This window comes from Sphingobium sp. B2D3A, assembly GCF_025961795.1.
GTDB lineage: Bacteria > Pseudomonadota > Alphaproteobacteria > Sphingomonadales > Sphingomonadaceae > Sphingobium.
Map to the genome: position 1 here is coordinate 2478020 of NZ_JAOQOI010000001.1, position 18439 is coordinate 2496458.

Below are 18439 nucleotides of genomic sequence, written 5' to 3' on the forward strand. Positions count from 1 at the left end.
TCAGTCAGCGCGCGCGAGTTGCCAGGCCAACCAGAGCCATCCCAGGATCATCACCACGCCGCCAATCGGTGTGACCGCGCCCAGCCAGCGGGGGGCACCCAGCGCCATGGCGTAGAGCGTGGCGGCGAACAGCGCGCTGCCGGTCAGCAATGTCCATGAAGGACCATTGCTGACCGGCAGGCGCAGCAACGCAAGCACCGCCACGGCATGGACAAGCTGATAGACGCCACCGGTCCGCAACCACTCCGCGGCCTGCGGGCTGCTGGCCGCATGAGCGCCGAATGCCGACGCACCAATGGACAAGGCGGCGCTCAGCGCGGCCAGTATGCCGATCATGACGACGTCTCCTTTTGCGCGTCCCCATTTGCGCGGGCGAGGGCGGCGGCCGTGGCCTCGAACGCCAGTCGCATCGACGGGTGCCGGGCGGGATAATCGCGACCGGCTGCGAGCAAGGCGAGATCCGGCCAGTCCGGCAGGGCATCCTGCTCCCCGGCCAGATAGCCCCGCCATGCCTCGCTCACCGACTCGATGGTTGCGCGATCAGCGCCGATAGCTTGCGCGGCGAGAATCGCAGAGGCCGCCTGTCCCAGCGCGCAAGCCTTGGCATCGACCCCGAAGGCGGTGACGCGGCCGGCCTCATCCACCCGCAAGCTGACCGAGACACGACTGCCGCAGGTCGGCGAGCGCCGCTCTTCAACGAAATCAGCCTGATCGAGCGGCGGATAGGCCGAAATGCCGGCAGCGCGACGCAGCACATCCATGCTGTAGAGCGCGCTGCTCATGCGCCGGTGCCTTCACTGCGCGGCATTGCTGTCCTCGCCACTCGCGTTGCTACTCTCAGCGCCATCATCCTCAAGAATGCCGAGCAGGCCGCCGCGCCGGCTGTTCTCCGCCATCCAACCACTCATCGCCGCGCCGCTCGCGCTCAGGAGCGGATAGGAACGGGACAGTCGCATCCAGTCCGGCCGATTGGTCTGCACGCCGTAGATGGCATCATAACCGATCGTGAACAGCACGAAGGCGATGGTCGCCACCAGCAGGCCCTTGATGGCGCCGAAGCCAAGGCCCAGCGTCCGGTCGAACAGGCCGAGCAGCGAGGTCTTGGTCTTGTCGCCGATCCAGCGCGCCAGCAGCGTGCCCAGCATGAAGACGACGCCGAACACCGCGACGAATGCCAGCAGCGCCGCGACATACTCCGCCCCCACAATGGTATCGAGCAGAGCCGTGAATGGCGCGTGGAACAGACGCACCGCGACGATGGCGCCGATCAGCGCCGCAAGCGATAGCGATTCGGTCACGAAACCGCGCAGGAAGCCCCGCACGGCCAAGCCACCGATGAGCAGAAGAACGGCAAAATCCAGCACGGTCATGCCGGCTGGCTAGTCCCGCCCAAGCAGATGGTCAACAAGATCGCCGAGCCGGCGGAATCCGGTCGTCGAAATGCCGCTGGCTTGCGCCGCGCTGGATGCCGGCAACAAGGCACGCCCGAAGCCGAGCTTGGCGGCTTCTCGCAGGCGCAGCGCACTATGGGCGACCGGACGTAACTCGCCGGACAGCGCGATTTCCCCGAGCATCACCGCATCATGCGGCACGGGTTTTTCGGAAAGCGCCGAGATCAGGGCAGCAGCGACGGCAAGGTCGGCGGCAGGGTCCTGCAAGCGGTAACCGCCAGCGACATTGAGATAGACCTCGCAAGTCGCGAAGCTCAAGCCGCAGCGGGCTTCGAGCACGGCCAGCACCATGGCCAGCCGGCCGCTGTCCCAGCCGACCACGGCCCGGCGCGGGGTCGCGCCGCTGGCCAGTCGCACCGTCAGCGCCTGCACTTCCACCAGAACCGGCCGCGTACCTTCAAGCGCGGGGAAGACTGCCGTGCCCGCCACGCGCTCCTCACGGTCGGTCAGAAACAGCGCCGAGGGATTGCCGACTTCCTGCAGTCCCTCCTCGACCATTGCGAACACGCCGATCTCGTCCGTGCCGCCAAAGCGGTTCTTGATCGCGCGAAGGATACGATATTGGTGGCTGCGCTCGCCCTCAAAGCTGAGCACGGTATCCACCATATGCTCCAGCACGCGCGGCCCGGCGATGGTGCCATCCTTGGTGACGTGGCCAACCAGAATGAGCGCCGTTCCACCCCGCTTAGCAAAGCGAATCAACTCCTGAGCGCTCGCCCGCACCTGACTGACCGTGCCCGGCGCGCCTTCGATCAGGTCGCTGTGCATGGTCTGGATCGAATCGATGATGAGCAGATCGGGCTCTTCCCGCTGCCCCAATGTCGTCAGAATATCCCGCACGGAGGTGGCGCTGGCGAGATGCACCGGCGCATCGCCCAGCCCCAGCCGCCGGGCGCGCAGCCTGACCTGATCGGCAGCTTCCTCGCCACTCACATAAACGACATGCCGCCCGGCCTTGGCCATCCGCGCCGCAGCTTGAAGCAGCAGGGTGGACTTGCCTATGCCCGGATCGCCGCCGATCAGACTGGCGGATCCTGCCACCAGTCCGCCGCCAACCGCACGATCGAACTCCGGCAGTCCGGTCGTCATCCGCTCTGGCAGAGCGATATCCGCATCCAAGCCAATCAGATTGATCGCCTGTCCGCCGGCCTGCAGATCGTGCTTGGCCGAGAACGCCGTAGGCGGCGCTTCCTCGACAAGGCTGTTCCATTCTCCGCAGTCATCGCACTGCCCTTGCCAGCGGGACGCCACCGCCCCGCAGGCCTGGCACACATATCGACGTTTCACTTTCGCCATGCGCCCTCTTAGCAGAACGAAGAGGGAACGCCAGAGGCGAGATCAGCTCTTCATGAGGATCTGTTCGATCTCGTCGACCGGATGGCTGGTGAGCGTCTTGCCGATTTCGCCGGCGAGCCGATCCTTGAGCGTCTTGTGATAATGGCGGCGCATCTCACCCAGGGTGATCGGCGCTGCGACAATGACGAGCTGATCAAACGATCCCTCCATGGCGCGCTTGTTGAGCAGCGCGACCGCATCCGCTGCGAAGCGGTCTTCCGCCTGCTGCTTGAAGTCGGTTTCTTCCATCGCGCTGCGATCCTGGCTGTTGGGTGCCGAAGCGAAGCTGCGCCCCGGCCGATCGGTCGAAAGATCCTGATCCTGCTCGGATTTCTGCTCCACCGCCTCTTCGACCTGAAGGTTGAGAAACTCCTCGTCGCCAGCATTACGGAACAGCAGCATCTTGCTGCCATCGACCACCATCACGAGCGCGTCATGAGCAACTTTCATCATCATCCTCCAAGATTGTGATATAAGTTGAATGGCTGAGCCGGCGCGGAGTTGCCTTTTTCTTGGCCATGGGGTTGCCTTGCGGCCGATAAGGCCAAATCTACGGCGCAATGATCAAGGTCGCTTCCTACAACATCCGCAAAGCCGTCGGCACCGATCGGCGCCGTATGCCAGAGCGCATCATCGATGTGCTGAACGAGCTGGATGCCGATGTGATTGCCCTGCAGGAAGCCGACCGCCGCTTCGGCATCCGTCATGCGGTGCTGCCGGATCGCCTGCTGGAGATGCATTCGGATTATCGCGCCATCGAACTGCCGACGCGAGTCGAAAGCATGGGCTGGCACGGCAACGCGCTCCTAGTTCGGCGCGACCAGAGTCATGCCGATGCCAGCGTGATCCATCTCCCCTGCCTCGAGCCGCGCGGCGCTGTGATGGCCTGTATCGAGATCAAGGGCATTCGCCTGCGGACGGTGGGGATGCACCTCGACCTCTCCGGCCTCTGGCGGCGGCGGCAGGCTGCGGCGGTTCAGCATCATGTCGATATGGTAGATGTCCAGCATCCCGCCGATGCGACCATCCTGATGGGCGACACGAACGAGTGGACCGCCAATCGCGGGTGCCTGCAGGATTTCTCGCGCCACTATGACATCGCGCCATGCGGCCGCAGTTTCCACGCCCGCCGCCAGATTGCGGAACTCGACCGGATCATGTGGCGGGGCGGCCTGACGCTGACCGACAGCGGCGTCCATTCCTCCGTGCTGGCCCGGCGCGCGTCCGATCATCTGCCGGTCTGGGCCACGTTCGACCTTCGCTGATTTGCGGATAATCCGTGCAACGGCTCGACAAGCCGGCCGTAGCGCGCCAATCTGCGCTCATGCGGGAGAAGGAACTGAGGCTGGCGCTGGTCTGCTATGGTGGAGTCAGCCTCGCCGTCTACATGCACGGGGTCACCAAGGAGATCTGGCATCTGGCGCAGGCCAGCCGGGATTTCCGCAGTGGTCGACCGGGCAATCTTGTTTATCAGCGCATTCTGGAGACCTGCCTTGCAGAGACCGGCCTGCGAGTGCGGATTCTGCCGGACATCATCGCCGGGGCCAGCGCGGGCGGCATTAACGGCGTGTATCTGGCGCAGGCCATAGAGAGCGGTCAGTCGCTCGACCCGCTGACCGAACTGTGGCTGCGTTGCGCCGATGTCGACATCTTGCTCGATCCCGACGCGCGCCCGCTCTCGCGCTTCACCAAATTCTGGGCCGCGCCACTGCTCTGGCTGCTGCTGCGCCGCCGCAATGACACGGTGTCCCGCACCGTGGCGCCTGAAACGCGCTCGGAGGTGCGACGCAAGCTCTCCAACTTCATCCGGGCGCGCTGGTTCGCGCCTCCTTTCGGCGGCAAGGGGTTTACCGAGCTGCTGCTCAACGCATTCGATGCGATGGAAAAGGCTCGGGAGACACAGCCGGAGAAGAGCGGAGGATCGCTGCTGCCCCGTGGGCATCCGCTGGACCTGTTCGTCACCGCCACGGATTTTACCGGCCATGAGGAACGGCTGCGCCTCAATAGCCCGCCGGAAATCAGCGAGACCGAGCACCGGCTCACGATAAGCTTCCATGCCCGGGGCGGGCAACCGCGCACCCTCGCCGACCCTGCCGAACTCGCGTTTGCCGCCCGCGCGACGGCCAGCTTTCCGGGCGCCTTTCCGCCGTTCACGGCTCGGGAAATGGACAAGGTGCTTGCCGACCGCAGTCGCGCCTGGCCCGGTCGCGATGCGTTTTTGCGCCGTGTGCTCCCCGGCCACAGCGCCACCGGCGATGCGGAGGATGCCGTGCTGATCGACGGATCGGTGCTGGCCAATGCGCCCTTTGCGCAGGCAATCGATGCGCTCAAGAACCGCCCGGCGCGGCGGACGGTCGACCGGCGCTTTGTGTTCATCGAGCCGACGCCCAGCGCGCCCGGCTTTCGCCTCACCTCCCCTTCCCACCACGCCCAAAATGGCGAACGCCCTGTCCCCGGCTTCTTCCGCACGATCTTCGGCGCGGTCAGCGATATACCGCGCGAGCAGCCGATCCGGGACAATCTGGAGGCGATAGGCGCCCGCTCCAGCCGCATTCGCCGGATGCTGGAAATCACCGAGCGCTTGCGGCCGGACATCGAGCGGACTGTGGACCAGACCGTCGGCCTCAGCCTTCTGCTCAGCCGACCCTCGCCGCGCCGCCTGGCGCATCTGCGGGCGAAGCTGCAGCAAAAGGCTTCGCGGGCGGCGGGCTTTGCCTATCCCGCTTACGGCTATCTCAAATATGCCGGCATCATCGATGACCTGGCCGATCTGCTCAGCCAACTCCGCGATGCCCCTGGCATGGCCCCGCGCGAAAGTCTGCGGGAGCCACTGCGTGCGCAGCTCCATGCGGCGGGTGTGGACCAGATGGACCCCGGATCGGGCGACGGCGCAAGCGCGGCGCTCATTCTGTTCTATCGCAATCATGACATCGCGTTCCGCATCCGCCGACTGCGCTTCCTCGCCCGGCGCCTCGTCCAGCTCCGTGAGCAGGCTGTGGAAGGCGAGAGCGAGGAGGATGAGGGGAACGGCGCCGCGCTCTCCGCCATGCAGGATATGCTCTACGAAGCCATCGGCCTTTATGCCGAACGTCAGACGCCGGCATGGTTTGGCGCAGGCACACGCGAAGCCCTGCGGCCTCATGGCGACGATCTGATGTCGTCCCTCGCGATCATCGCGGAAGCGCGGGGCTTGAGGGATCTGGACCAGCAGATCGACGCGCGCTTTGCGGCCGCTTGTGTGGCGCTACCGGCCGAAGATCGGCGCACCTTGCTCAAGGCATATCTCGGCTTCCCATATTACGACATCGCGACCTTTCCGCTGCTGCAGGGAGAAGGTCTGGACGAGTACGACCCCATCAAGGTGGATCGGATATCTCCCGAAGATGCCGTGGCGATCCGCAAGGGCGGCGCACCGGCGACGCTGCGTGGCATCGAATTCAACTGCTTCGGGGCGTTCTTCAGCCGTGCATATCGCGAAAATGATTATCTCTGGGGCCGGCTCCATGGGGCTGATCGGCTGATCGACATTCTGCTTTCCACCATGCCACCGGAGATCGCCGCCGATGACGCGCGCAAGGCGGCCTGGAAGCGCGCGGCCTTCGAAGCAATTCTGGATGAGGAAGAGCCCCGACTGACCCTGATTCCGGGTCAGATCGCGACGATCCGCGCCGAGATCGCGCAAATCGGCGCCTAGCGCTTAATCAGCGTCACTTGCGATACGTCGATGCTCCGCCCTGCGAAACCGCCTTCGCAATACATGAGGTAGTAGCGCCACATGTCCACGAACCGGGCATCGAACCGGGCGGGCAGACGACCTGCATCCACCACTGCGTCAAAGTGCGCGCGCCACTGCCGCAGCGTCCAGGCATAATCGAGGCCGAAGCGCGTCTGGTCTGCCCATTCCAGCCCTTCGCGCTGGGCAAGATCGCGAAAGCGCCGCTCGGCGATCAGGCAACCGCCGGGGAAGATGTAGCGCTGGATGAAGTCGGCCCGCGCGGCATAGGCCGGGAAAATCTCGTCATCGATGCTGATATACTGGATGGCCGCGCGCCCGCCGGGCTTGAGCAGCCGGGCAACGCAAGCGAGATAGGTCGGCCAATAGCGCTCCCCGACAGCCTCCACCATTTCCACGCTGGCAATCGCATCGAACGGGCCGGCACAGTCGCGATAATCCTGCAGCATAACCTGAGCCCGGTCCTGCGCGTCCAATCCCTCGATCCGGCCCCGGACGATCTGCTGCTGCTCAGTGGAGAGCGTAAGACCGGTGTAGCCGATATCGGCCCGCGCCAACGCACGCTCGGCCAGTCCGCCCCAGCCGCATCCAATTTCAAGCAGTTGCTGGCCATCTTTAAGATCGAGTTTGGCCAGAAGCTCGTCGATCTTGCGAAGCTGCGCGGCTTCCAGCGTCTCATGCGGATGCGCCGGGCGCGCGCTGGAGTAGGTCAGCGTCTCGTCCAGCCACAGCCGATAGAAATCATTGCCGAGATCATAATGCTCGGCAATGTTGCGCCGCGCGCCGCGCCGGCTGTTATGCCGCCGCGCCAGCTTCCAGCGGCCCATCAGGCGCGGCAGGCCAGTCGAGCGCGCCGACTTCCCCAGCGAACGGGCATTGGCGCCGAACAGGGCGAACAGCGCAACCGGATCGGGGCTCGACCAGTCGCCATCCGCCCAGGCGCGATACCAGCCGGTTGAGCCGGAGGCCGCCAGCCGGATCAAGGCCCGCCAGTTGGCAAGGTGCACGATCGCCGAAAAGCCCTGCTTGCGCCCGCCGAGCAAGCGCACCGATCCATCCGGCAGATGCAGTTCGAGTGATCCACGCATCAGACCCCGGTCGACCCTCACGAGCATCGGCTCGAACAGCCGCGTCGGCAACGCCCGCCAGAAACGCCCACCCACCTGCGCGCCGGCCCGGCGCATCATGGCGCGCTGGCGGCTGGCTTTGGGATTGTGAATGGTCATGCGCCCATATGAGCGCATTCCTCCCGCAAAGACAACCGGGCCGCGCTCAGCCTTTCACACGGGCATAAGCGGCGAGCGCCCGCTCTCGTGCGGCGCGATGCTCAATCAGTTTAGCCGGATATTGTGCGGGCCTTGCGCCCGCAGCATCCGGATCGTGGATCGCCCCGTCCTTCACATGCGCCAGTTCCGGCACCCAGCGCCGGATATAGGCAGCCGCGTCGAACTTCTCGGACTGGGAGAGCGGCGCCATGATCCGCACGAACATGTTGGAATCGATCCCGGTGCCCGCGACCCACTGCCAGTTGACGGCGTTATTGCCATAATCGGCATCAATGAGCGTATCCCAGAACCAGCGCTCCCCTTCGCGCCAGTCGATGAGCAGATGCTTGATGAGGAAGCTCGCCGCGATCATCCGCACCCGGTTATGCATCCAGCCGGTCTGCCAGAGCTGGCGCATCCCGGCGTCGACGATCGGGTAGCCGGTGCGACCCTCCTGCCAGGCCTTCAGGTCCTCCGCCGCCTCATGGCCCGAGCGCCACGCAAAGGCATCGAACTGCGCCCGACCGTTGCGGCTGTCGTAATCGCTTATCTGCGCGATCACATTCTGGGCATAATCGCGCCAGCCCAATTCGCGCAGATAAACCTCGCTGGCGCCATCCTCACGGTCGAGCGTGTGCCACAGCGTCGCCGGCGAAATCTCGCCGAAATGCAAATGCGGCGACAAGCGTGAGGAGCCTTCGATGGAAGGCAGATTGCGGCCTTCGTCATAGTCACCGACATGGTCCATAAAGGCATCGAGCCGATCGTGGGCGCCCGCCTCGCCAGGCGACCAGTTATGCGCGAATCCGTCCGCCCAGTCGGGCGAGGTCGGCAGCAAGGCCCAGTTTTCGAGTTGATCGCTCACCGGCCATTTTTGGGGAGCAGGAACGGTATCAGGCGCCGGCACGGGCCGACCCGGCGGCATGACCTCTCGCAGCGCACGCCAGAAGGGCGTGAAGATCTTGTAGGGGCCGCCGCTGCCCGTGGTCAGGGCGCCCGGCGGCATGAGGTAATTGCCATCATGCAATATCAGTTCGTGAGAGCGCGCAACCGCCTTCTCTGCCTGGCGCCACCAGGGCTCATAATGGTGCAAGGCATGGATGCGGGTGGCGCCGGTCTCCGTGGCCAACGCGGCGAGAACCGCCTCGGCCTTGCCGCGGCGCAGGATCAGCCGCGAACCGCGCGCGCGAAGGGCGGCGTCAAGGCTCTCGAGACTATGATGCAACCACCAGCGCGAGGCGCCGCCCATGGCCCGGTGCCGCGCCGTCTCATCATCGAGAATATAGACTGGGATCACCGGCCCGTCCGCGCACGCCTGCGTGAGCGCGGCCTGATCGGCCAAGCGAAGATCCCGCCGGAACCATAAGATGCTCGCTGCCGACATCGCTCTACCGCACTGCTTGCGCAGGCACCTGCACGGAAAAGCTCGCGCTGGCGCCGCGCCCCGCAAAGCGCTGGTCGGAGATCAGCAGGTCGCCATTCTCCGCCCGCTGGGCGACCGGCATCCGCGACCAGAACAGGAAAGCCCGCGCATCCGCATCGCGCTGCCGCGCCCGCTCGACGCCGGGATCGTCCATCCCGGTCGGCATCCCTTCCGCTGCGCCTGCATCGGCTTCAAGCCCGGTGGCGAGGCTGTAGGGAAAGCCGCCGAAGCGCCCGTCCCCGCGCCAAAGCATTTCGCGCGACCAGGGTGCGAACGGACGCGGATTGGCAACCACTAGGTCCGGCTCGCGGCCTTGGGCGCGCAGCCATGCGGCGGCTTTCGCCTCAGCCGATCCGGTGATCAGCCCGTTGACGAAGATATAGGCGCAGGCGGCCGTCGCGATGATCCGCGCGCGCTGCATCATTGGCGCGGGCCCGGTGCGCTCGCCGCGCCGTGCCCAGAGATAGCCGCCGATCAGCAGCGCCCAGAGCCAGATATCGATGATGAACAGAGTATCGCCATGGAACCACTGGTCGCTGAACGGCGAGAGCAATCGGATGCCATAGCTGTTGAGCCAGTCGAAGGCGGGGTGGCTGAGCGTCCCGATCTGCGCGACGACCCACAGCCAGACTATGTTCACCGGCGGCCGCGTCTCTGGCCGTGTCCCACGCTTCGCCTGCCAGCGGTCGAACGCGACCATGATCGCGGTGAGGATCAATGGCAGCACGATCATGGCGATCGGGCCGTGCGTCAGCCCGCGTCGCAGTGCCAGGGCCTCGGTTCCCAGCAACGTGCAGGTCGCATCGATATCCGGGATGTTCGCCGCGATGATAATCGTCGGCATGGCAAGGCCGGAGGTGCGCTTGAGCCCGATCTGGCCCAGCACGGCGCCCACCATGCTGTGTGTGAGATTATCCATGCCCCCTGTCTTCACGACCCCACCGCTGCAGGTCAAGTTGCCCGAGAGGGCGGGAACGGATCAGGGGCGCGGCCCGGATCACGAAAAAAGGCGCAGACTTAGCCCGCGCCTTCTCACGTCTTCTCAGCCTTATGCGGCTTAGTAGCGGTAGTGATCCGGTTTGAACGGACCCTCGGGCGTCACGCCGATGTAAGCGGCCTGCTTCTGGGTCAGCTTGGAGAGCTTCACGCCCAGCTTCTCGAGGTGGAGCGCTGCGACCTTCTCATCGAGATGCTTGGGCAGAACATAGACCTCGTTCTTATAGGCATCGCTCTTGGTCCACAGCTCGATCTGCGCCAGCACCTGATTGGTGAAGCTGGAGGACATGACGAAGCTCGGGTGGCCGGTCGCGCAGCCCAGATTCACCAGACGGCCCTTGGCGAGCATGATGATCTTCTTGCCATCGGGGAACTCGACCTCGTCGACCTGCGGCTTGATCTCGGTCCACTTCATGTTGCTGAGCGCCGCGATCTGGATCTCGCTGTCGAAGTGGCCGATGTTGCAGACGATGGCCATGTTCTTCATCGCGCGCATGTGGTCGAGCGTGATGATATCCTCATTGCCGGTCGCGGTCACGAAGATGTCGGCACGGGTGGCCGCTTCTTCCATGGTCACGACTTCGTAGCCTTCCATCGCCGCCTGCAGGGCGCAGATCGGGTCGATCTCGGTCACCAGCACGCGGGCGCCGCCATTGCGGAGCGAGGCCGCTGAGCCCTTGCCGACATCGCCGAAGCCGGCGACGCAGGCGACCTTGCCGGCCAGCATCACGTCGGTGGCGCGGCGGATGGCATCGACCAGCGACTCCTTGCAGCCATAGAGATTGTCGAACTTGGACTTGGTGACGCTATCGTTCACGTTGATCGCCGGGAAGGGCAGCTTGCCCTTCTTGGCCAGCTCATAGAGCCGGTGAACGCCGGTGGTCGTCTCTTCGGATACGCCCTTGATCGCCGCGACAGTCTTGGTGAGATAGCCGGGACGCTCCGCGAGGAAGCGCTTGAGGGTTGCGACGAAGATCGTCTCTTCCTCGTTGGACGGTGCGAACAGCTCTTCACCGGCCTCGACACGGGCGCCCCACAGCGCGAACATCGTCGCGTCGCCGCCATCGTCCAGGATCATGTTGCAGGTCGTGTCCTGACCCCAATCGAAGATCTTGATGACATAGTCCCAATATTCCTCGAGCGTCTCGCCCTTGATGGCGAACACGGGGATGCCCCGCTCGGCGATCGCGGCGGCGGCATGGTCCTGGGTCGAGAAGATGTTGCAGGTGGCCCAGCGCAGCTCTGCGCCCAACTCAGCCAGCGTCTCGATGAGCACAGCGGTCTGGATCGTCATGTGCAGCGAGCCGGTGATCCGCGCGCCCTTGAGCGGCTTGGATGCACCGAATTCCTCGCGCAGCGCCATCAGGCCCGGCATTTCGGTCTCGGCGATCTCGATCTCCTTGCGGCCAAAGCCAGCGAGGGAGATGTCCTTTACGATATAGTCCTGGGCCACGGTCGCCACTGATGATTCTCCTGATTGCCTGAGCCGGGGCCGCTACGCACGCCACCGGTAACACCGCGGCGCCTTACCAAGGCTATCGCTCCCTCGCAAATATAAAGATATCTTTATGTGATTGGAGTCGGGCGAGAGGGATGAAGGAAGCCAGCCCTGCCGTGTCAGGCGTGCCCCATATTGCCGGTCAGCATCGCGGGATCGATGCCTTCGAGCGAAAACGCCCCGGCCCAGCGGTTCTCCGGCGCCATCGAGAACAGCCGATAAGGCTGCGCCTTGCTGAGATACCAGCCCGGCGCGGCCAGCTCCGTTTCCAGCTGTCCCGCGCTCCACCCGGCATAGCCCAAGGCGACCAGCCAGCGCGCCGGCCCGCCGCCCGAAGCAACGGCGTGCAGCACCTCCATCGACCCGGTGAGCGCAATCTCGTCATCAATGGGGTGGCTGTCCGCCGTCATCCAGTCCCGACTGTGCAGCACAAAGCCGCGGCGCGGTTCGACAGGCCCGCCTTGCAGCACCGGCTCATCGTCCACCGACTGCGCGTCGATGCTTAACGAGCCAAGCAGAGCATGCAGTCCCATGCCCTCCATCGGCTCGTGCAGCGCGATGCCCAGGGCGCCGCCCTCGTCATGCACGCACAGGAGAATGACTGCGCGCTCGAACCGCGCGTCCGGCATATCCGGCATGGCCAGCAACAATTTGCCGGCGAGGGAGAGTCTCGGTTGCGCGGGCGCGCTCATGCGATGGGCCTCCTGAGCGCGACCATGCCTTGTTGGGGACAATGCGTCCACCCCGCAGGCGCTTGACCCGTCCGGCTGAGCGGCCATCGTACCGCAGAGCCGCCCGGCCCCGCACAGCATCGACCTTGACAGGCGCAGGCCGAACACCGACTTGCTCGCTGCGCGCTGGTTCACCAGCCGAGCCCTTTCCCCCAGAACAGGAGACACCGATGACGATCAAAGTTGGCGACACGCTGCCCGAAACGACCTTCGTCAAGATGACCGAAAACGGCCCCGAACCGGTTGACAGCAAGAATTATTTTGCTGGCCGCAAGGTCGCGCTCTTCTCCGTTCCGGGCGCCTTCACGCCTACCTGCTCGGCCAAGCACCTGCCGGGCTATATCGAGAAGGAAAGCGACCTCAAGGCCAAGGGCGTCGACGAGATCGCCTGCACCGCCGTCAACGATCCGTTCGTCATGGGCGCGTGGGGCAAGGCCTCGTCGGCTGACGGCAAGGTGACAATGCTCGCAGATGGCAATGGCAGCTTCGCCGAAGCCGTCGGCCTCACCATGGACGGCAGCAAGTTCGGTCTCGGCACGCGCGGCCAGCGCTTCTCGATGCTGGTCAATGATGGCGTGGTCGAGCAGCTCCATGTAGAAGCGCCGGGCGAATTCCGCGTTTCCAGCGCCGATTTCATGCTCGAGCAGCTCTAAGACCATTGCGAGCGGGGCGGCGGCACAGGTCGCTGCTGCCCCGCCCCGCGCCCCTCTTCCGCCTGTCATACAGGCCAGCTATGAAGGGGCATGAACCAAGCTTCCAGCACCCACATCGTCGAAGCGCTGATCGCGGGCTATGAAACCGCGACCGCCAATTTGCGCGAGGCCATTTTCGCTTATGCCAAGGATGGCACCGTGCCTTCCGCCCGCTCGGTGGCGGACCGGGATTTCTGCTATCCCTCGCTGATCATCGATTATCATCAGACCAATGACGGCGTGCCGAGCCGCCGCTCCTTCGCGCGCCTCTCCCGCCCCGGCCATTATGTGACGACGATCACCCGGCCGCAGATGTTCGCGCGCTATCTGACCGAGCAGCTCGATCTGCTGATGGCCGATTATGAGGTGGAAGTCAGCGTCGGCCGGAGCGATCAGGCGATCCCGTTCCCCTATGTGCTGGATTCGCTGCCCGCCGGCACACTTGCTGCGATCCCGCCCAGCGAACTGGCGCGCCATTTCCCCTCGACGGAGCTGGCGCAGATCGGCGATGAGGTGGCGGACGGGCTGCTGCTGCCGGGCCCATCAGGCGAGCGTCCGCTGGCGCTGTTCGACGCGCTGCGCACGGATTTCAGTCTGGCGCGTCTGCGGCATTACACCGGCACGCCGCCCGAGCACGTCCAGCGCTACATTCTGTTCACCAACTATCACCGTTATGTCGATGAATTCGTGCGCTGGGGCTGCACCGAACTCAAGCGACCGGGCACGCGTTTCACGGCGCTTTCCGGTGCGGGGGGCGTCGAGGTCACCGCCGACACCGCCAATCCGGAAAGCGCGATCGCTGACAGCGCCTGGCGGCGTCACCAGATGCCGGCCTATCATCTGATCGCTCCTGACGGCACGGGGATCACGCTGGTCAACATCGGCGTCGGCCCCGCCAACGCGAAGACCATCTGCGATCATCTCGCGGTTTTGCGGCCCGAGGCATGGCTGATGATCGGCCACTGTGGCGGCCTGCGCCCGAGCCAGCGGATCGGTGATTATGTGCTGGCCCATGCCTATCTACGCGACGACCATGTGCTCGACGAAATGCTACCGCCGGAAATTCCGGTGCCCGCCATTGCCGAGGTGCAGGTGGCCATGGCCGAGGCGTGCGAGCATATTCTGGGCGCTAGCGGCGACATGAAGCGCCGCCTGCGCACCGGCACCATCGTGACGACGGACGATCGCAACTGGGAGCTGCGCTACTCGCGTTCGGCCCTGCGCTTCTCCCTATCCCGCGCGGTCGGGGTGGATATGGAGAGCGCGACCATCGCCGCCCAGGGATATCGCTTCCGGGTGCCCTATGGCACGTTGCTGTGCGTCTCCGACAAGCCGATCCATGGCGAGCTCAAGCTGCCGGGCCAGGCCAATCGTTTCTACGAGGAAGCCATTGCCGGGCACCTCGCCATCGGCATCGAGACCTGCGAACGCCTGCGCCAGCAGGGCGACCGCCTGCACAGCCGCAAGCTGCGCGCCTTCAACGAACCCCCCTTCCGCTGACGGCACGAAGGGGCGTCAGGCCGGGCTCTCGTCCGCCAGCCGGCCGGCGACGCAAAGCCGATCGCGCCCGCCGCGCTTGGCCTCATACAGCGCATCGTCCGCCCGGCGCAGGAATGTCGTGCGCCCCTCCGCCTCCGCAAGCGTGGCCGCGCCGATGCTGGCGGTGACCGCCAGCGTGTCGCCATTGGGCAAATCGATGCTGTGGTCGCGCAATTGTCGCAGCAGCCGGTGCCCCAGCCGCGCCGCATCTTCCAGGCTGCTGTCCGGCGTAATGACGACGAACTCTTCGCCGCCATAGCGCACCACGATGTCATTCAGGCGCACCTGGCTCTGGATCAGCGAACTGACATGCCGCAGCACCTGATCCCCGACCAGATGCCCGTAGAAATCATTGACGCCTTTGAAATGGTCGAGATCGATCATCAGCGTCGAGAGGGGGAGTCCCGAGCGGCGGGAGCGGCTGATCTCTTCGTCCAGCCTTGTGTCGAGATAGCGCCGGTTGAACGTGCCGGTGAGCGGATCGCGCACCACATCGCGCTCCAGTATGGCAATGCGCACGAGATCCTGCGTGGTCAGCGCGGAGAGCCGGGCCACGGCGAGCACGAAGAACCCGCCCGCCAGCAGAATCAGACTGCCAAGCAAATCCGTTGGCTCCGACACCGTGGCAAAGCGGGTGCTGCCGTACACGGCATAGGCCATGATGAAGCCGACGACCAACCAGCGAAGGCGATTCCAGCGGCGGTACAAATCGCCACCTTTGAGGGCCTTGAGGATCGTATGGATCGAGGGAAGGGACGATGCGAGCAAGCCAATGCCGGCCGAGACGATTAACAGGAGAAGCCAGACCATATGCCCACCAGACCATCTAACATGCTGTCAAATAGCATGTTTATCTAAGCATTGCGCGCATTCCCTGCTGCGTTAACCATCATTCGCACGTCTGCTCGCCTCGCCCGCGCCTAGGGCATCAGCCGGCTCCTCAACGCTTCGCTATAGCACGGGGCAGAGCGGCTCGCCCCGCCCCGCTGGCGGCTCACCAGCCGCAGCTCTTTCCCTTGTTCTGCCGGTCCAGCCAGGTCTTCAGCGGCGAGAAATAGGCGGCCAGTGCCTTGCCGCTCATCTCGCGCGAGCCGGTGAAGGCCTGCAGCGCATCCGGCCACGGGCGGGAGGCGCCCATTTCCAGCATGGCGTTCAGCTTTTCACCGACGGCCTTGTTGCCGTAGAAGGAACAGCGGTGGAGCGGCCCCTTCCAGCCCGATTGCTTGCACGCAGCCTCATAAAATTGGAACTGCAGCAGCCGCGCCAGGAAGTAACGGGTATAGGGCACACTCGCCGGAATGTGATATTTCGCGCCGGCGTCGAAGGCGTCATCCGGACGGTCCGTCGGCGGAACGATGCCCTGATATTGCAGCCGCATGGCATTCCACGCCTTGTTATAATCGGCCGGCTGGATCGAGCCGTCGAAGACGCCCCAGCGCCAGCGATCGATCAGCAGGCCGAAGGGCAAGAAGGCGATCTTGTCCATCGCCTGCCGTAGCAGCAGGCCGATGTCCTTGTCCATGCCCGGCACCTTGGACGGATCGAGCAGGCCGATGTCGACCAGATATTGCGGCGTGATCGACAGCGCGATGGTGTCGCCAATGGCCTCATGGAAGCCATCATTGGCGCCGTTCAGATAGAGGAAGCTCTTGTCCTTATAGGCGCGCTGATAATAATTGTGCCCCAGCTCATGGTGGATGGTGACGAAGTCACCGCTGTCCACCTTAGTGCACATCTTGATGCGGATATCGTCCTTGTTGTCGATATCCCAGGCCGAGGCGTGGCAGACCACTTCCCGGTCGAGCGGCTTGATGAACTGGGTGCGCGTCCAGAAGGTTTCCGGCAGCGGGTCAAAGCCGAGCGAGGAGAAGAATCCCTCGCCGAACTTGAACATCTGCGTTTCCCACTTTCCACGCTTGGCGGGATCGGCCTCGGTCGGGCTGGTTTCCACATAGCCCTTGGCTTTGAGCAGCGCGCCGATGTCATAGCCCAGATCGCCAGCCCCGGCCGGCGCGACCAGCGGGTAGATATTACCCCATTCCTGAGCCCACATGTTGCCGAGCAGATCGGCGCGGATCGGCCCGGTCTTGGGCTGGACCGCATCGCCATATTTGGCGTTCAGCTTGTCCCGCACATAGCAGTGCAGCGAATCGTAGAGCGGTTTCACATCCTGCCAGAGCTTCTCGGTCAGCTTGGCGAAGTCGTCCGGCGGCATATCGTAATTGGAGCGCCACATCGCGCCTGCATCCGCAAAGCCCAGCTCCTTGGCGCCTTCATTGGCGATGGTTACCAGCCGCTCGAACTCGCCGCGCATCGGTTTGCCGACATTGTCGTGCCAGCTCGTCCACATCTCCCGATACTCGTTCGGCGTGTGGTCGAGATTGCCCATCTCCGCTTCGATATCGCTGCCATTGATCGGCTTGCCGTCCAGCGTACCGCGGCCCTTGCCATAATCGGACTGCAGCTTGGTCGCGATGGCATTCAGCTCGGCGGCAGCGCCGGGCGTGGTCGGCGCCGGCAGCACGATGCCTGCCCGCAAGATGTCGAGCTTGCGCTTGGTGTCATAGGAGAGGCCCGGCACCTTCTCGAACTTGGCGGCCTCCAGCGCATAGTGGACCGACATCTCGGTGCCCTTAGCGCCGACGCGGGCGGCAAGCGCATCGGTATCCTCGGTCAGATAGGTCGCGTTGACCCAATAGACCTGATTGGCCTCCAGCGAATAATCGAAGAATTCCTTCTCGGCTTGCGCGACGAGCGCATCGGCCTGCGCCGCCGTGGGGGTTGCCTGCCCCGGAGCCGAATCGGCCTGGGCCAAAGCCGGCGCGCCGCAAACGGCCAATGAGAGCGCTGCCGCTACGGCAAGGCGCGAAACGGGGTTGAGCATGATTGGTGTCCCTGAACCTGTGGCCTGAGCCTGTGGATTGCGGCCAAGCTGGCCTGTCAGGGCTAGGTTCGTCAACCCGCGAGATAATCGGCGATGGCCTGTCCGAATTCCGGCTTGGTGATCGCTGTCATATGCGTGCCGGGGCATGTGCCGCGTTGCGCATTGGGCAGAGCCCCGACCAGCACATCGGCCGAGCCGTTATCGTCATCATCCTCGCCGCACAGCACCAGGGTCGGCATCGTCACCTTGGCCAGCACCGCGTGATCCATATCGCTCATGCTCATCAGCAGCAGGCGCAAGGCGACCGGATCGATCTTCATGGTCTTCATGAACTGGATCGCCATATAGTCGCGGTCGCCAGGTCGTACCGTCTCGAAATGATCGAGCGCATTGAGGAAGAACTGCCGGCGGCGCGTCCACTCCAGCAGGCCTTCCAGCCCCATGCCGCCGAGCACCAGCCTGCGAGGCGTCATGCCCCGGTCGATCAGTCCCAGGCACAGCCGCGCGCCCATGGAATAGCCGACAAGATCGAACTGGTTGACGCCCAGCGTCCCGATCACCGCTTCCAGGTCGAGCAGCATCACGTCCTGCGGATAGGCATCCGCATCGGTCGGCGCATCGCTGCTGCCATGCACGCGCTGATCGATCATGATCGCCTCGAAACCGGCATCAGCGATTTTCTGGGCCGTGCCATATCGCTGCCAGTTGATTTGCGCGCTTGAACTGAGGCCATGCAGCATGATGACCGCCGGCCCATCGCCGAGCCGATGGACGGCGATGCGCGTGCCGTCATGGCCCTGAAGATGCTCGAGGCGGATCGTCGATGTCTCTGTCATCGCCCGATTGTGGCGGAGATCGGGTCCGAAAGGCAAGGCCAATGCGCGGGAGATGA

General features: G+C 64.5%; 17 protein-coding genes. 4 read left to right on the forward strand and 13 right to left on the reverse strand.

The window, feature by feature from the left end:
- Genes M2337_RS11535 through M2337_RS11555 form a run of 5 tightly spaced genes read right to left on the reverse strand, consistent with a single transcriptional unit; the run spans window position 1 to window position 3236 of the window.
- Window positions 1-336: a DUF423 domain-containing protein gene (locus M2337_RS11535; protein ID WP_264570348.1), complete on the reverse strand. Its 336-nt coding sequence runs from the start codon at window positions 334-336 to the stop codon at window positions 1-3.
- Window positions 333-782 carry an iron-sulfur cluster assembly scaffold protein gene (locus M2337_RS11540; RefSeq protein ID WP_264570349.1) on the reverse strand — a complete coding sequence of 150 codons (450 nt, stop codon included), beginning with the start codon at window positions 780-782 and terminating at the stop codon, window positions 333-335. The genes M2337_RS11535 and M2337_RS11540 overlap by 4 nt, the downstream gene beginning before the upstream one ends.
- Window positions 783-794: 12 nt before the next feature.
- Window positions 795-1370, reverse strand: a complete 576-nt coding sequence (locus M2337_RS11545) for a CvpA family protein (protein ID WP_181559718.1) — start codon at window positions 1368-1370, stop codon at window positions 795-797.
- Between the two features lie 9 nt (window positions 1371-1379).
- On the reverse strand, window positions 1380-2747 hold the full coding sequence (gene radA, locus M2337_RS11550; RefSeq protein ID WP_264570350.1) for a DNA repair protein RadA: 1368 nt from the start codon (window positions 2745-2747) through the stop codon (window positions 1380-1382).
- A gap of 42 nt (window positions 2748-2789) precedes the next feature.
- Window positions 2790-3236: a host attachment family protein gene (locus tag M2337_RS11555; protein ID WP_264570351.1), complete on the reverse strand. Its 447-nt coding sequence runs from the start codon at window positions 3234-3236 to the stop codon at window positions 2790-2792.
- Window positions 3237-3346: 110 nt separating this feature from the next.
- Between M2337_RS11555 and M2337_RS11560 the strand changes: the two genes are divergently transcribed.
- Both M2337_RS11560 and M2337_RS11565 read left to right on the forward strand, forming a co-directional pair.
- Window positions 3347-4051: an endonuclease/exonuclease/phosphatase family protein gene (locus M2337_RS11560; RefSeq protein ID WP_181559721.1), complete on the forward strand. Its 705-nt coding sequence runs from the start codon at window positions 3347-3349 to the stop codon at window positions 4049-4051.
- Between the two features lie 59 nt (window positions 4052-4110).
- Window positions 4111-6480, forward strand: a complete 2370-nt coding sequence (locus M2337_RS11565; protein WP_264572247.1) for a patatin-like protein — start codon at window positions 4111-4113, stop codon at window positions 6478-6480.
- Here the strand turns inward: M2337_RS11565 and M2337_RS11570 are convergent.
- From M2337_RS11570 to M2337_RS11590, 5 genes are all read right to left on the reverse strand, one after another.
- A complete protein-coding gene (locus M2337_RS11570; protein WP_264570352.1) occupies window positions 6477-7745 on the reverse strand; it encodes an SAM-dependent methyltransferase in 1269 nt (422 codons plus the stop codon). The two genes, M2337_RS11565 and M2337_RS11570, sit on opposite strands and share 4 nt — an antisense overlap.
- 46 nt (window positions 7746-7791) lie before the next feature.
- Window positions 7792-9168: a cryptochrome/photolyase family protein gene (locus M2337_RS11575; protein WP_264570353.1), complete on the reverse strand. Its 1377-nt coding sequence runs from the start codon at window positions 9166-9168 to the stop codon at window positions 7792-7794.
- A 4-nt stretch (window positions 9169-9172) separates the two neighbouring features.
- Window positions 9173-10126: a metal-dependent hydrolase gene (locus M2337_RS11580; protein ID WP_264570354.1), complete on the reverse strand. Its 954-nt coding sequence runs from the start codon at window positions 10124-10126 to the stop codon at window positions 9173-9175.
- Window positions 10127-10264: 138 nt separating this feature from the next.
- Complete coding sequence (ahcY, locus tag M2337_RS11585; RefSeq protein ID WP_264570355.1) at window positions 10265-11665, reverse strand: adenosylhomocysteinase; 1401 nt, start codon at window positions 11663-11665, stop codon at window positions 10265-10267.
- A gap of 155 nt (window positions 11666-11820) precedes the next feature.
- Window positions 11821-12393 (reverse strand): YqgE/AlgH family protein, encoded by a 573-nt coding sequence (locus M2337_RS11590; protein ID WP_264570356.1) that lies wholly within the window; start codon window positions 12391-12393, stop codon window positions 11821-11823.
- A gap of 209 nt (window positions 12394-12602) precedes the next feature.
- Between M2337_RS11590 and M2337_RS11595 the strand changes: the two genes are divergently transcribed.
- Both M2337_RS11595 and M2337_RS11600 read left to right on the forward strand, forming a co-directional pair.
- Window positions 12603-13085, forward strand: a complete 483-nt coding sequence (locus M2337_RS11595; protein ID WP_181559727.1) for a peroxiredoxin — start codon at window positions 12603-12605, stop codon at window positions 13083-13085.
- Between the two features lie 90 nt (window positions 13086-13175).
- Window positions 13176-14624, forward strand: a complete 1449-nt coding sequence (locus M2337_RS11600) for an AMP nucleosidase (protein ID WP_181559728.1) — start codon at window positions 13176-13178, stop codon at window positions 14622-14624.
- Between the two features lie 15 nt (window positions 14625-14639).
- On the opposite strand, the gene M2337_RS11605 is transcribed toward M2337_RS11600, so the two are convergent.
- From M2337_RS11605 to M2337_RS11615, 3 genes are all read right to left on the reverse strand, one after another.
- On the reverse strand, window positions 14640-15473 hold the full coding sequence (locus M2337_RS11605; protein ID WP_264570357.1) for a GGDEF domain-containing protein: 834 nt from the start codon (window positions 15471-15473) through the stop codon (window positions 14640-14642).
- A 184-nt stretch (window positions 15474-15657) separates the two neighbouring features.
- Window positions 15658-17547 (reverse strand): M2 family metallopeptidase, encoded by a 1890-nt coding sequence (locus M2337_RS11610; protein WP_264570358.1) that lies wholly within the window; start codon window positions 17545-17547, stop codon window positions 15658-15660.
- Window positions 17548-17618: 71 nt separating this feature from the next.
- Window positions 17619-18383, reverse strand: coding sequence for an alpha/beta fold hydrolase (locus M2337_RS11615; RefSeq protein WP_264570359.1), 765 nt, complete (start codon window positions 18381-18383; stop codon window positions 17619-17621).
- Window positions 18384-18439 lie beyond the last annotated feature (56 nt).

What these genes read in the sequence shown, in the direction of transcription:
- M2337_RS11535 (WP_264570348.1), bottom strand. Translation starts at nt 336, where the DNA reads ATGATCGGCATACTGGCCGCGCTGAGCGCCGCCTTGTCCATTGGTGCG.
- M2337_RS11540 (WP_264570349.1), bottom strand. Translation starts at nt 782, where the DNA reads ATGAGCAGCGCGCTCTACAGCATGGATGTGCTGCGTCGCGCTGCCGGC.
- M2337_RS11545 (WP_181559718.1), bottom strand. Translation starts at nt 1,370, where the DNA reads ATGACCGTGCTGGATTTTGCCGTTCTTCTGCTCATCGGTGGCTTGGCC.
- radA (WP_264570350.1), bottom strand. Translation starts at nt 2,747, where the DNA reads ATGGCGAAAGTGAAACGTCGATATGTGTGCCAGGCCTGCGGGGCGGTG.
- M2337_RS11555 (WP_264570351.1), bottom strand. Translation starts at nt 3,236, where the DNA reads ATGAAAGTTGCTCATGACGCGCTCGTGATGGTGGTCGATGGCAGCAAG.
- M2337_RS11560 (WP_181559721.1), top strand. Translation starts at nt 3,347, where the DNA reads ATGATCAAGGTCGCTTCCTACAACATCCGCAAAGCCGTCGGCACCGAT.
- M2337_RS11565 (WP_264572247.1), top strand. Translation starts at nt 4,111, where the DNA reads ATGCGGGAGAAGGAACTGAGGCTGGCGCTGGTCTGCTATGGTGGAGTC.
- M2337_RS11570 (WP_264570352.1), bottom strand. Translation starts at nt 7,745, where the DNA reads ATGACCATTCACAATCCCAAAGCCAGCCGCCAGCGCGCCATGATGCGC.
- M2337_RS11575 (WP_264570353.1), bottom strand. Translation starts at nt 9,168, where the DNA reads ATGTCGGCAGCGAGCATCTTATGGTTCCGGCGGGATCTTCGCTTGGCC.
- M2337_RS11580 (WP_264570354.1), bottom strand. Translation starts at nt 10,126, where the DNA reads ATGGATAATCTCACACACAGCATGGTGGGCGCCGTGCTGGGCCAGATC.
- M2337_RS11590 (WP_264570356.1), bottom strand. Translation starts at nt 12,393, where the DNA reads ATGAGCGCGCCCGCGCAACCGAGACTCTCCCTCGCCGGCAAATTGTTG.
- M2337_RS11595 (WP_181559727.1), top strand. Translation starts at nt 12,603, where the DNA reads ATGACGATCAAAGTTGGCGACACGCTGCCCGAAACGACCTTCGTCAAG.
- M2337_RS11600 (WP_181559728.1), top strand. Translation starts at nt 13,176, where the DNA reads ATGAACCAAGCTTCCAGCACCCACATCGTCGAAGCGCTGATCGCGGGC.
- M2337_RS11605 (WP_264570357.1), bottom strand. Translation starts at nt 15,473, where the DNA reads ATGGTCTGGCTTCTCCTGTTAATCGTCTCGGCCGGCATTGGCTTGCTC.
- M2337_RS11610 (WP_264570358.1), bottom strand. Translation starts at nt 17,547, where the DNA reads ATGCTCAACCCCGTTTCGCGCCTTGCCGTAGCGGCAGCGCTCTCATTG.
- M2337_RS11615 (WP_264570359.1), bottom strand. Translation starts at nt 18,383, where the DNA reads ATGACAGAGACATCGACGATCCGCCTCGAGCATCTTCAGGGCCATGAC.